This window comes from Formosa haliotis, from assembly GCF_001685485.1.
Classification (GTDB): Bacteria; Bacteroidota; Bacteroidia; order Flavobacteriales; family Flavobacteriaceae; genus Formosa; species Formosa haliotis.
This window is the reverse complement of record NZ_BDEL01000001.1, coordinates 2569400-2582879: the sequence shown is the minus strand read 5'-3', so window position 1 is coordinate 2582879 and position 13480 is coordinate 2569400. Positions and strand designations below refer to the sequence as shown.

The following is a 13480-nucleotide window of genomic DNA, read 5'->3' as shown; positions in this document are numbered from 1 at the left end:
CCAAACAAAAATACAAAAAGAGTTAATGATTACAAGTATTTTTAGTAAATCTAAACCAATAAATTTTTTAGTCGTATTTATCATCACGGCTTTTACATTTTTTATTGCACATACTAAATATGCTTTAAATTCAGATTTACTCACTCATTATGTAAAAAATTTCTTTGTTTTTAGTGCAAGTTTTTGTTCTATTCTGGTGTTAGATTTTTTGGTAAGTAAAAACAAATTAACTCAAAAAAGCAGTTACGAAATTCTACTCTATGCCTTGTTTTTACTGGCTTTACCACAAACCATGTTAAATGAAAATATAGTGTATTCTAATTTTTTTATTCTGCTTGCCTTACGAAGAATTTTAAGTTTAAGATCGCAATTAGATGTAAAGAAAAAACTCTTCGATGCAGCCTTTTGGATTGCCATTGCATCCTTATTTTACTTTTGGTCTATCTTATTCATTGTGCTCATTTATGCCGCTTTAATTTTTCATTCGAATTCTAATTTAAAAGACTGGATTATTCCTTTAACAGGAGTGGCTTCTGTGTATGTATTAAGTATCGCATACTCTGTTATTGTGTATGATGATTTTTTTACCGCCTTAAATATTTTTCCAGAAGTAAGTTTAGAGTTTAATACCTATAATACGCTCCAATATATTGTTGGAGTAACCCTTTTAATTTCTTTCGGAATTTGGTCGTCGGTATTTTATATTCGTACCATAAAATCTAAACAAAAAGACTTTAAGCCCGGATATAAGGTGATATTAGTTGCTGCGCTTATTGCATTTAGTATCATGATTTTATCTCCTAAAAAAGAAGGTGGAGAGTTTTTGTTTCTATTTGCTCCTTTAGCGATTATAATTACAAATTATATTGAAACCATTCAAGAAAAATGGTTTAAAGAAGTTTTTTTAGGACTGTTAATTGTAGTGCCGTTTGTGTTGTTAATGCTGTAACTTCTCTCCGAAACAAAGATCGCCGGCATCCCCAAGTCCAGGAACAATATAGCCTTTTTCGTTTAACTTTTCATCTATAGTCGAAATCCATAAATTTGCATTTTCATTAAAATGCTTCGTTACATAATCTATACCTTGTTGTGCCCCAATAACACTTACCAAATGAATTTCTTTAGGTGTTCCAAAAGGTTTTAGTGCTTCAAAAGTAGCAACCATAGATTGACCTGTGGCTAACATAGGATCGGCAAGAATTAAGGTTTTATTTTCTAAAGATGGGCACGCTAAATACTCCACTACAATTTCAAAACTTTCAGGTGCATCTTTATGCTGTCTGTAAGCAGAAATAAAAGCATTTTCGGCAGCATCAAAATAATTTAAAATACCATTATGTAACGGAATTCCAGCTCGTAAAATAGAGCAAATTACAATATCGTTTTCTGGTAAATTTACTTGTGTAGTATCTAAAGGTGTGTCAACCGATTTAGGTTTATACAAGAGAGATTTACTTAATTCGTAAGCCAGAATTTCACCAATACGTTCAATATTTCTTCTAAACCGCATATTATCTTTTTGAATGCTTTTGTCGCGTAACTCCGACATAAATACATTTAAAATGGTGTTTTCTGTAGATAAATTATGAATATGCATAGTGTATGGTGTTGTGGTGTCTGGTAAAGTTAATTAATTGAAATATATTCATAGGGTTAATTTCCTATTAATAATTTGTGCAAGTGTGACTCTACATTAAGAGCAATTTAAGGACTTTTAGCTAAAAAATATGTAGGTTTGTATTTTAAAATAGAAATCATGTTTACAACTAAAGCAAATACCATTTTCCAGGAAGCTATAAATACGTATCACGTTATAAATACGGTAGATCAGGATTTTTCAAATCCGTATAGCAAAGAAGACGATTTAATAGCGCATTTACTATATAGAAAATGTTGGATTGATACCGTACAATGGCATTACGAAGATATTATTCGTGACCCACAAATCGATCCTGTTGCAGCTTTAACCTTGAAGCGTAAAATTGATGCATCTAACCAGGATAGAACAGATATGGTTGAATATATAGATAGCTATTTTTTAGAATTATATAAAGATGTTAAACCGGTTGAAAATGCAACTATAAATACCGAAAGTCCAGCTTGGGGTATAGACCGTTTATCTATTTTGGCATTAAAAGTGTATCATATGCGCGAAGAGGCTACTCGTACAGATGCTTCTGAAACACATAAAAAAGCGTGTCAAGCAAAATTAGATGTACTTTTGGAGCAGCGTGTTGATTTGTCGACTGCAATAGATACCTTATTAAATGATATTGCTTCTGGTGAAAAATACATGAAGGTGTACAAACAAATGAAAATGTACAACGACGACGAGCTTAACCCTGTGTTACGTTCTCAAAAATAGGAAGCTTTTTCCTTAAATCCGTGTCAAAACAAACACAACATATATTGGTAATACGTCTCTCAGCAATGGGAGACGTTGCTATGTCTGTACCTGTGTTACGTGCTTTAACTACCCAATATCCACACTTAAAAATTACGGTTTTAACACGACCATTCTTTGCTCCTTTTTTTAGAGATTTAGAGCAAGTACAAGTGTTTGCAGCCGATTTAAAAGCAGAACATAAGGGTGTTTTGGGTTTGTATACATTATCGAAAGCATTAAAAAAAATGAGTATAGATGCCGTTGCAGATATTCATAATGTGCTTCGTACTAAAATTTTGAAAGTCTTTTTTTGGGGTATACCATTCGTACAAATTGATAAGGGTAGGGCAGAAAAAAAAGCGTTAACAAACGGATCGATTTTTAGGCAGTTACCAACAACTGTACATCGCTATGCTGAAGTGTTTAAAAATTTAGGTTTTCCGGTTGATTTATCTCATCCTACATTTCCGAAAAAGGTTGAATTATCGGCTAAACTAAAAACCATAACAGGATCTCACGATAAAAAGTGGGTAGGTGTTGCGCCCTTTGCAGCACACGATAGTAAAATGTATCCGATAGATCAAATGGAAAAGGTTATCGAGGCGCTTTCCAAAGATTATAAGGTATTTTTATTTGGAGGTGGAGCAAAAGAAGTTGCGATTTTAAATGATTTTCAGAATAAATATAAACATGTTATAAATCTTGCAGGCGAATTAAATTTAAATGAAGAGTTAGACATTATTTCCAATTTAGATGTTATGCTGTCTATGGATTCTGGTAATGGACATTTAGCCGCTATGCTGGGTAAAAAAGTTATAACTATTTGGGGAGTTACGCATCCTTTTGCTGGATTTGCCCCTTTTAACCAGCCCGACCATTATGCTTTAACAGCAGACCGAAATCAATTCCCAGAAATACCTACATCTATTTACGGCAATACCTTTCCTGAAGGATACGAAAAGGCTTCCGCCAGTATAACTCCAGAAACGATTATAGATAAAATAAAATCCGTTATTTAAACGTAAATAACGGATTTGTTTTGCTTAGCAATAAAGCTATTTAAGAGCTCTATATTTTATTTTCTAAACATCGTCGTAGTCTACAACGATAGTTGGTGTTGTAGGATGTGCTTGGCAGGTTAACACTAAACCTTCAGCGAGTTCACTTTCGGTTAAAATATTGTTTTGTCTCATGGTTGCCGAACCTTCCGTTACACGTGCTATGCAGCTACTACAAATTCCACCCTGGCACGAGTATGGTGCGTCTACTTGTTTTGCAATGGCGGCTTCAAGGATAGATTGTTTCTGAGACATGACGAATTCTGTCTCTTCGTCGTCTACTATAATTTTAATAGCCGTAGAGCCATCGCTAACAGCGGCCGTGTTTGTATTGGCTTCCGCAGCAACAGGGGCTGTAAACAATTCAAATAATATACGGTCTTCTGCTACGCCGTGATCTTTTAATACATCTTTTGTAGTGGTAATCATACCTTCTGGACCACATAAATAATAGGTGTCTATGGTTTTGTGCTTATAAGTGTTTTTAAGAACAAAATTCACCGTGCTTTTTTCTATGCGACCAAAAAGGGCATTGTCTTCTTTCGACTGGCTAAATACCATTTGAATGTGAAAACGATCTACATATTCGTGGTGTAAAGCAATTAATTCATCAAAAAAGATGGTCTCTTTTGGGGTTTTATTTCCGTAGATTAGTATAAATTGACTGTTAGGTTCTTCCTCTAAAAGGGTTTTAGCAATACTCATAACAGGAGTAATACCACTTCCCGCGGCAAATGCTGCAATGGTTCTTGTTTTGGAGGCATCAGGTATAAAAGTAAATCGGCCATTTGGTTCTGCTACCTCAAGAATGTCACCAATTTTTAAAGTTGAATTTGCGTATTTTGAAAACAAACCGTCTTCTACAGCTTTAACTGCCACTTGAAATTCGCCACTTTTAGGAGACGAACACAGCGAGTAATCTCTACGCACTTCTTGTCCGTTAATTTCGGTTTTTAAAGTGATGTATTGTCCAGCGGTAAAGCTGTAGTTTTCTTTTAAATTTGAAGGAACTTCAAAGCTAATCGTTACTGCAGCTTCTGTTTCTTTATTTATATTTTGTATTGCAAGTTTATGAAATGCCATGGGTAATCTTTTTTGCAAAAATAGTGAAGCCAAAAGGTTTATAATTATAATTCCTTAAAAAAATAATACATCAGATTCTTATGTATGTTTATTTTTTATTTATATTTATCAGTACTATGGGAAATTCAAAACTTTATAAAGGGAGTTTAACGACTATAATTTTAAAATTGTTAAACGAAACAGATAAAATGTATGGTTACGAAATTACGCAAAAAGTAAAGGCGTTAACAGCTGGTGAATTGGCGATTACCGAGGGTGCTTTATATCCAGCTTTGCATAAATTGGAAGCCGACGGATTTCTGGATGTTGAGGTTGTAAAGGTTGATAATCGGCTTCGGAAATATTATAAGTTAACCGAGCAAGGAACAAAAGAAACAGCTCATAAATTATCGGAATTGGAGCGGTATATAGAAACAATGAAGACCTTAGTTAATCCTAAATTTAGTCTAGAATGAATATGAAATTAGCAACAAATGAAATAAAGCAGATAGAAAGATATCTTGATGCTAAAGGGATTGTTTATGTTGATTTAAGATTCGAAATTTTAGATCATTTAATACTTCAAATAGAAGAGGAAATTAATAATTCTTGTGTTGACTTCGAGTCTGCTTTTCTTCAGGTTACTAAGCAATGGAATGCTCATTTTAATTATAGCAGTAGTTTGCTGTTTGGACTATCGTTTTCTGCACCAAAACTCATTCTTGATAAAGCAAAAAAAATATATTTAAAGTATTTTATAATCTACAAGTTATCCTTCCTTCTTCTTCCTTTTCTAAATACAGAAGTCGGAATATCTACGTTCTTAAAGTGTGTTATTATTGGAATTATGGTTCTGTTTTCAATTATTTCATTTATTACGTTTAATAAAATAAGAACGTCTAGTAAAAAGACTGTTTATAGTTTTATTGCTAAAACCCAAATATGGAGTGTTATTGCTTTTCCCGTATTTATATTAGTTGTTTATAAAGGTTTGTATACCTCATTATGGCTTTTGTTTAATATGTCTATTCTTCTTTATTGTTCTATTGTGTTTTTAAAGAAGCACCAACAAATTGTAAAACAGTTTAATTAATATGAAGTTATCGGCAGAGCAAATAGAAAAGCTTTATCAGTTTACAAGAGCTCATTTTGTGTATCATTACGACGTGCAAACAGAATTGGTCGATCATCTAGCAAACGATATAGAGTTACAGTGGCAAACAGCTCCAGAATTATCCTTTGATGCTACTTTAGATATTGCTTTTAAAAAGTTTGGAATTTTTGGATTTCAAGATGTTGTAGAAGCACGTTTAGTGGCACTAACTAAACATTATTGGAAATCTGTTTGGGATATTTTTAAAAGCTTTTTTACCCTTCCTAAACTTCTACTTACACTAAGCATATACTGTATAACCTACGCAATATTAAAATACACACCGTATTTAGATTATACTTTAGTATTTATGTTTGTTGTTTTCTTTAGTGTTGTTATTGTTAAATTAACTCAAATTAATAAGTCTATAAAAGAAGAGCAGAAAACCACAGGCAAAAAGTGGTTATATCAAGACGTGTTATTGCAATTAGGTGGTATGTGTGGTGTAGTTGGTGTTTTTATTCAAATTATTCCAAGAATAACCCCAGAGAATGTTAGTTTAGAACCTATAAAATTTGCGCTACTTTGCTTAGTTTTAGTTAGTTTTGGTATTCTAAGCTATATCTTACTTGTAGTTGTGCCTAAAAATATAACCAAGTATTTAAAAGCAGAATATAAAAGATATTTTGTGTAACTTTTTTAACTAGAAACCTACCAATATTTAAATTAACCAACCACCCATCGCTATGATTAAACACTTTTTATCCCTAGAATGGAAGCAATTTACTAGGGCAGCTTACTTTAAAAAAAGCGTATTTATTAAAATTATGTTGGCGCTAGTCGTCTTGTATTTTTCCGCCATTGCCTTGTCTGTAGGAGTCGGAGTTTATTATATAATTAAAAAGAATATGCCAGAAGCCGATCCGTTAGTGATTGTAAATAATTACCTTATTTATTGGTTTCTTTTCGACTTGGTATTCCGGTTTTTTATGCAACAACTTCCGGTAATAAATGTAAAACCATTAATGCTTTTGCCTATAAAGCGTAGTAAAGTTATTCATTTCTTATTAGGTAAAACCTTGTTTTCGTTTTTTAATATGTTACCACTCATTATGTTTATCCCTTTTTCGGTGGTTCTTATAATTAATGGGTATCCTGCATCTCATGTAATTCCTTGGCTTTTAGGATTGGTATGCATAACTTATTGTAACAATTTTATAAATTTTTTAATCAATAAAAATAACACCATCTTTTATGTTGTTGTAGCTGTGCTGTTACTGTTTATCGGATTGGAATTTTATGGAATTTTTAAAATTTCAGAACCTATTGGTGCAGCGTTAAATACCTTGTATGCGCAGCCTTTATTGGTAATTATTCCGCTTTTGGCTAGCATAGGGTTGTATCTTTTAAATTATAATTTTATTAGAAAAGGCTTTTACCTAGATAATGTAGTGTCTAAAAAAGTTAAGGAAGTACAAGCTGCAGATTTATCGTGGGTCGATCGTTTTGGTACGATGGCACCTTTCTTAAAAAACGATATTAAACTTATTTGGAGAAATAAACGACCTAAACAGGTGGTTATGATGTCGTTTATGTTTTTATTTTATGGGGTTATTTTCTTTACCAATTCGGCATACCAAGACAAACCGGCCATCTTGGCTTTTGCGGCTATGTTTGTAACTGGCGGTTTTTTAATGTCGTTTGGGCAATTAATCCCGTCTTGGGATAGTGAATATTATAAGTTTTTAATGAGTCAGAATATTCAGTATAAAACCTATTTAGAATCTAAGTGGTATTTACTGTCTGTGGCCGTTTTAATTTCGTTCGTGCTTAGTACGCCTTATTTGTATTTTGGCTGGAAAATATTTGGAATGATTATAGCCGGAGCCTTATTTAACGTGGGCTTAAATTCGTATATAACTTTGTTTGGGGGTGCTTTAAATAGAATGCCTATCGAGTTAAATGTAAAAGCAAAAGCCTTTAGTAATACCCAAGGTTTTAATCCGGTACAAATGTTAATCGCCATCCCAAAATTTGTGTTACCCATGTTATTATTTTATGTGCCTTATAAATTAATAAACTTCAATGCTGGCCTTTTAGTGCTTAGTTTAAGTGGTGTAATCGGAATTCTTTTTAGACCGTTCTTCTTAATACAAATAGATAAGATTTACCAAAAAGGAAAGTATAAAACCATTCAGGCATATTCAGAAAAACACTAATAGATTAAATTACAACCCTTATGATAATCACAGAGCAACTTACCAAAAAATATAACGGCACGACAGTACTTAATATAAATCATTTAGAAATTCCGAAAGGACAAAGTTTAGGATTAGTAGGTAATAACGGCGCGGGTAAAACCACGTATTTTAGTTTATTATTAGATTTAATTCCCCCAACTACAGGATTTATTAATAATAACGATGTTTTAGTAAACGAAAGCGAAGCTTGGAAACCGTTTACTTCAGCCTTTATAGATGAAACCTTTTTAATAGGATATTTAACTGCCGAAGAATATTTTTATTTTATTGGTGATTTACGCGGACAATCTAAAGCAGATGTTGATGCGCATGTTAGTCAGTTTGAAGATTTTTTTCACGGTGAAATCTTAAATCAAAAGAAATACCTAAGAGATTTAAGTAAAGGAAATCAGAAAAAAGCAGGGATTGTAGGTGCTTTAATAGGAAATCCAGAAGTTATTATTCTAGACGAGCCTTTTGCAAATCTAGATCCTACAACACAAATTAAACTTAAAAAAATTATTAAAGATTTAGCCGAACAAAATGGGGTTACCGTACTTGTTTCGAGTCATGATTTAATGCATGTAACCGATGTTTGCGAGCGTATTGTGTTACTAGAAAAGGGCGAAATTGTTAAAGATATGGTTACTAGTAGTGAGACACTTAAAACTTTAGAATCTTATTTTGCTGGTACTGTAGAAATCTAAAACTCATTCCATTTTTATAGGTTAATTAAAAAAGATGCTTATTTTTACGCATTAGCATAATAATAGCGAGAGTTTATAGTTATTTATTAGAATAAATATCCCAACGTTGAAGACATCTTTTAAGGTTATTTTTATAGCATGTGTTTCTGCATTTATATTCGTAAACTGTTCTAGAAAAAAGGACAAATTTATAAGTAGAAATTATCATGCAATAACGACAGAATATAACACACTTTATAATGGTAACATTGCTTTAGAGGAAGGCCGTGAACGCCTTAATGAAGAGTATCGCGATAATTATTGGGAGATCCTTCCGGTAGAACGTCTAGATTTTACCGAAGATGTTATGCTGCCAGGGCAATCTAAAAACGAAAATTTTGCAAGAGCCGAGGAGAAAGCTGTAAAAGCCATTCAGAAACACTCCATGAACATTAAAGGGAAAGAGAAAAACCCTAAAATGGACGAGGCTTATTTGCTATTGGGTAAAGCCAGATATTTCGACCAACGCTTTGTGCCAGCTTTAGAAGCTTTAAACTATATTCTTTACAAATATCCGTTAAGCGATAAAATTAATGTGGCTCGTGTATGGCGGGAAAAAACCAATATGCGTTTAGATAACGATGAATTGGCTATTAAAAATTTAAAGCGCTTACTTAGACTTGAAAATCTACACGGACAAGAGTTAGCAGATGCTACATCTACCTTAGCACAAGCGTATTTAAATACTAAAGTTGTAGATACCGCCATTACCTATTTAGAAATTGCTGCAGATGCTACACCTAAACACGAGGAACGCGGTCGGTATTTATTTATAAAGGGACAGCTTTATAATAGTTTGGGGTATAAAGATAGTGCCAATGTTACTTTCGATCGTATTATAGAGATGCATCGAAAAATTCCGAGAGACTATTATATCGGTGCTTATGTAGAAAAAGCCAAGAATTTCGATTACGAAACGGGTGATAAACTTGTGTTTTCTGAAACTTTAGCAGAGCTGGAAGAAGATCGAGAAAATCGCCCGTATTTAGGTCGGATTTATCATCAAGTAGGAGAGTTTTATTTGGCCACAAATAACGACTCTTTAGGAGTGGCTTATTACAATAAATCGTTGCGTACCCAACAAGACGATAAGCAATTAAACGCTAGAAACTACGAGATTTTAGGCGATTTAAGTTTTGATAATGCCGAGTATAAAACTGCTGGCGCTTATTACGATAGTACGCTTACAAATCTTAAGGTAGACTCTAAACCATACAGGACTATAAAGCGTGAACGCGATAATTTAGTCGATGTTATTTATTATGAAGAAATTGCTAAAGTAGATGATAGTATTTTACATTTAGTAAACTTACCCGAGGCCGACAGATTAGCATATTTTGAAGCCTATACCGAAAAATTAAGACTTCAAGCCGAGTTAGAACGTCAGCGCCAAGAAGCTGAGTTACGTACTCAAGAAATGCTAAGTTCTAATAACGATTTTAACGTCGATACTAAAAGTCCGGCGTTTCAAGATCGAGGTAATGCCGCTAAAAATGCAAGCACATTTTATTTTTATAATACCACAACGGCCGCTTATGGTAAAAATGAATTTATTAAAAATTGGGGCGATAGAAAAAATGAAGATAATTGGCGTTGGTCTAACATGAATTTTTCAGCTTCTAATGCGCCTATAGGGGCTGCTGCAGTTGCGGGTGTCGATTTAGATGCCGATATCTATCAAACTCAATTCTATATCGATCAAATTCCTACCGACGAAAAAATTATAGACAGTATCGCTAAAGAACGTAATTATGCCTATTTTCAATTGGGCGTAATTTACAAGGAAAAATTTAGCGATTACGAGTTGTCTAAAACCAAATTACAAGCACTTTTAAATAATAATCCGGAAGACCGATTAATTGTTCCTGCAAAATATAATTTATATAAAGATTACGAATTGTTAGGGCAACGCGGTGAAGCCGAAATTCTTAAAACCGACATTATTACCAATCATTCCGATTCGCGTTATGCCGAAATTTTAAGTAATCCAGATCAGGCTGTAGCAGAAGATTTAAACAGTCCGGAGAATACTTATAAAATTGTACACGAATTATTTGACTCTCAAAATTATGCTGAGGTAATTGCACTTTGCGAGGAAAATATTCACAATTTTGAAGGCGACGATATTGTAGCGAAATTCGATTTGCTAAAAGCGACAGCTATTGGTAGATTATATGGTTTTGAAGCGTATAGCAAAGCTTTAAACGATGTAGCCTTAACGTATCCTAATCTTCCAGAAGGACAGCGTGCCGAAGAATTAACTAGAAATGTGTTGCCTAATTTAGAAAACGATACCTTTGCAGACAATGAAGAAGGAAAGCGTTTTAATGTTATTTTTCAGTTTGAAAACACATCCGATAAAGACATTGCACTTTTTGTAGAAAAATTAGATAAACAATTAGAGAAAGTAAAATATTACGAATTATCGTCTTCTAAAGATTTATATTCGCCAACCATTACGTTTGTAGTAGTGCATGGTTTTTCAAACCTAGTAGTTGCAGAAGGCTTTAAAGACTTGTTTAAAAAGAACGATAAAAACAGAATTAAAAAAACCTACTTTGTTATGTCGTCTGCTAATTATCAAGTACTACAAATACATAAAAACTTAGATTCATATTTAAATCAAACTCAATAAAAACTCCCAAATTTATTAACTATGTTTAACGATAGCAAAAAAGAAAAACAGCAAACAGTAGAAACGTCTTCAAACCAAAACATTATTGCCCAAGGCACCAAAATAGTAGGTGATTTAAGTAGTGAAGGCGGATTTAGAATAGATGGTATTATAGAAGGAAATTTAAAAACACCTGGTAAAGTTGTTGTTGGTAAAACAGGATTTATTAATGGTACTTTAGAAGGTGCAGATGCTTATTTTGAAGGTAAATTTTCAGGAAAATTAAACCTGTCTGGTACCTTAACCTTAAAAGCCACTGCCGAAATTCAAGGCGAAGTTGTTGTAGGTAAATTAGCTGTAGAACCGGGTGCAAGCTTTGATGTAACTTGTGTTATGAAAAGTGCAGTAAAATCTATTAAACATGAAAGAACAACAGAAAAAACAGCTTAATAATTATATTAAATTTTCTGGTATGGCATTTCAAATGATTGCCATAATTGGAGTGTTAACGTTTATAGGTGTGTGGTTAGATGGCAAGTTTCCTAACCAATACAGTGCTTACACGGTAATTTTTTCATTAATTGGTGTTATTGGCGCCATTTACCAAATTATTAAGCAGGTAACAAACATGAATAAGAAAGATTAAAAAGCTTATAGTTTAATGAAGCAACAACTACGTTCGTTCTTAATGGTTTTAGTGCCATTAACTTTACTTTTATATGTTTTACAAACGCTTCTGGTAGGAAAATTACAGCAAAGTTATGACTTTCAATTACCTACTTGGGGTATTTATGTGTTTCATTTTTTTGCAACACTTGCGGTTTATTCTTTTGTTGCCTATGTTAACAGTGTTTTTTCAGACAAAACAGGATTCGCTTTTATGGCTTGTGGACTTTTAAAAATGTTTGCTGCCGTTATATTTCTGCTGCCTTTAATTTTAAATGCAGTAGAAACTCCCGTAAGCGATGTTTTGGCATTTTTTATCCCGTATTTTATATTTCTCTTGTTAGAGACTGTTTTCGTAATTAGGCTGTTAGCGCCAAAACCTTGAAAAAATGTAAATTCTTCAAAAATGGGTGTTTTATACCGAAAAAAAATAGTTATTAACTTTATAATGTTAATTAAAAATGTATTTTTGCACCGAATTTTGGAGACCGTAAATTATATTTAAAAAGTATGATGATAGCAAAAAATCTATCAAATGTTTAGTAACAGTTATTTTAGCTGTGCTTCCGTTTTTTAGCTTCGCCCAACACGGCAACGAACATGGTGAAGAGAAAGAGTTTAATGCGAGTGATTTAATTAATGGGCATATTGGTGATTCTCACGAATTTCATATGTTCGATTATAATGGCCATGCGTATTCATTTTACTTACCCGTTATTTTATGGACAGATAACGGATTAACTATTTTTTCTTCAAAAGAATTTCATCACGATAACTCTGGACACCACCTTGTAGAGAAGAACGGACAGACTTTTGTTCGTGATAACGAAATTATATATTACGCAGATAAGTACGCAACATTAACAGACGATACAAAAGGAGCTTTCAATTTTGATGTGCGTCCGTTAGATTTTTCAATTACGAAAAATGTATTTTCAATGATTATTTCGGCCATAATTTTATTCTTATTATTTACTGCTGTAGCACGTTCTTATAAGAAAAATGATAAAGCGCCTAAAGGTCTTGCTGGGTTTATAGAGCCACTAATTACATTTGTACGTGACGATATTGCCATTCCAAATATTGGTGAACATAAATATGCTAAGTTTATGCCATATTTATTAACCATATTTTTCTTTATATGGATTAACAACCTAATTGGTTTAATTCCATTTTTCCCATTCAGTTCTAACTTAACAGGAAACATCTACTTTACGTTTGTTTTAGCTTTTATAACCTTTATAGTTACTACTTTAAATGGAAATAAAACGTACTGGAAACACATTTTAATGCCACCAGTTCCAAAGGCATTATATCCAATTATGATTCCTATAGAATTTATTGGAATGTTAACAAAACCATTCGCATTAATGATTCGTTTATTCGCAAACATTACTGCTGGACATATTATTATTTTAAGTTTAGTGTCTTTAATATTTATATTTAAAACACCTGCTATTGCACCAGTTTCTGGATTATTCGTATTGTTTATGAGTGCTCTAGAATTATTAGTTGCTGCATTACAAGCGTATGTGTTTACCTTATTATCGGCATTATTCATTGGTCAGGCTGTAGCCGAAGATCACTAAAATTGAGTTTTTTAATTATTAACTAT

General features: G+C 32.8%; 15 protein-coding genes. 13 read left to right on the top strand and 2 right to left on the bottom strand.

Annotated elements, in window-relative coordinates:
- Window positions 1-25: 25 nt before the first annotated feature.
- Window positions 26-949 (top strand): DUF6427 family protein, encoded by a 924-nt coding sequence (locus A9D35_RS10680; RefSeq protein WP_066222777.1) that lies wholly within the window; start codon window positions 26-28, stop codon window positions 947-949.
- On the opposite strand, the gene upp is transcribed toward A9D35_RS10680, so the two are convergent.
- Window positions 938-1597, bottom strand: coding sequence for a uracil phosphoribosyltransferase (gene upp, locus A9D35_RS10675; RefSeq protein WP_066222774.1), 660 nt, complete (start codon window positions 1595-1597; stop codon window positions 938-940). The genes A9D35_RS10680 and upp overlap by 12 nt on opposite strands.
- A 159-nt stretch (window positions 1598-1756) precedes the next feature.
- Here upp and A9D35_RS10670 point away from each other — a divergent pair, with 159 nt between their 5' ends.
- Entirely contained in the window at window positions 1757-2365 is a 609-nt protein-coding gene (locus A9D35_RS10670) for a DUF4254 domain-containing protein (RefSeq protein WP_066222770.1), read from the top strand.
- A gap of 20 nt (window positions 2366-2385) precedes the next feature.
- Window positions 2386-3405, top strand: a complete 1020-nt coding sequence (locus tag A9D35_RS10665) for a glycosyltransferase family 9 protein (RefSeq protein ID WP_369692166.1) — start codon at window positions 2386-2388, stop codon at window positions 3403-3405.
- A gap of 63 nt (window positions 3406-3468) precedes the next feature.
- Here A9D35_RS10665 and A9D35_RS10660 read toward each other — a convergent pair whose 3' ends face one another.
- Window positions 3469-4527, bottom strand: coding sequence for a ferredoxin--NADP reductase (locus A9D35_RS10660; RefSeq protein ID WP_066222764.1), 1059 nt, complete (start codon window positions 4525-4527; stop codon window positions 3469-3471).
- 116 nt (window positions 4528-4643) lie between these two features.
- On the opposite strand from A9D35_RS10660, the gene A9D35_RS10655 reads away from it, so the two are divergent.
- The 10 genes from A9D35_RS10655 to atpB all read left to right on the top strand — a co-directional run bounded on the left by A9D35_RS10655 (window position 4644) and on the right by atpB (window position 13454).
- A complete protein-coding gene (locus A9D35_RS10655; RefSeq protein WP_066226018.1) occupies window positions 4644-4982 on the top strand; it encodes a PadR family transcriptional regulator in 339 nt (112 codons plus the stop codon).
- A gap of 2 nt (window positions 4983-4984) precedes the next feature.
- Window positions 4985-5599 (top strand): hypothetical protein, encoded by a 615-nt coding sequence (locus tag A9D35_RS10650; RefSeq protein ID WP_141675512.1) that lies wholly within the window; start codon window positions 4985-4987, stop codon window positions 5597-5599.
- Between the two features lies 1 nt (window position 5600).
- Window positions 5601-6293, top strand: a complete 693-nt coding sequence (locus A9D35_RS10645; RefSeq protein ID WP_066222759.1) for a hypothetical protein — start codon at window positions 5601-5603, stop codon at window positions 6291-6293.
- A 52-nt stretch (window positions 6294-6345) separates the two neighbouring features.
- Window positions 6346-7818, top strand: a complete 1473-nt coding sequence (locus A9D35_RS10640; protein WP_066222756.1) for a DUF5687 family protein — start codon at window positions 6346-6348, stop codon at window positions 7816-7818.
- Window positions 7819-7838: 20 nt separating this feature from the next.
- Window positions 7839-8546, top strand: a complete 708-nt coding sequence (locus A9D35_RS10635; protein ID WP_066222751.1) for an ABC transporter ATP-binding protein — start codon at window positions 7839-7841, stop codon at window positions 8544-8546.
- Between the two features lie 106 nt (window positions 8547-8652).
- Entirely contained in the window at window positions 8653-11220 is a 2568-nt protein-coding gene (gene porW / locus A9D35_RS10630; RefSeq protein ID WP_066222747.1) for a type IX secretion system periplasmic lipoprotein PorW/SprE, read from the top strand.
- 21 nt (window positions 11221-11241) lie between these two features.
- Entirely contained in the window at window positions 11242-11649 is a 408-nt protein-coding gene (locus tag A9D35_RS10625; RefSeq protein ID WP_066222743.1) for a bactofilin family protein, read from the top strand.
- Window positions 11621-11845 (top strand): AtpZ/AtpI family protein, encoded by a 225-nt coding sequence (locus A9D35_RS10620; RefSeq protein WP_066222738.1) that lies wholly within the window; start codon window positions 11621-11623, stop codon window positions 11843-11845. The genes A9D35_RS10625 and A9D35_RS10620 overlap by 29 nt, the downstream gene beginning before the upstream one ends.
- A 15-nt stretch (window positions 11846-11860) precedes the next feature.
- Window positions 11861-12250, top strand: a complete 390-nt coding sequence (locus A9D35_RS10615; protein ID WP_066222735.1) for a DUF6168 family protein — start codon at window positions 11861-11863, stop codon at window positions 12248-12250.
- A gap of 175 nt (window positions 12251-12425) precedes the next feature.
- Window positions 12426-13454, top strand: a complete 1029-nt coding sequence (gene atpB / locus A9D35_RS10610; protein ID WP_235817888.1) for a F0F1 ATP synthase subunit A — start codon at window positions 12426-12428, stop codon at window positions 13452-13454.
- Window positions 13455-13480 lie beyond the last annotated feature (26 nt).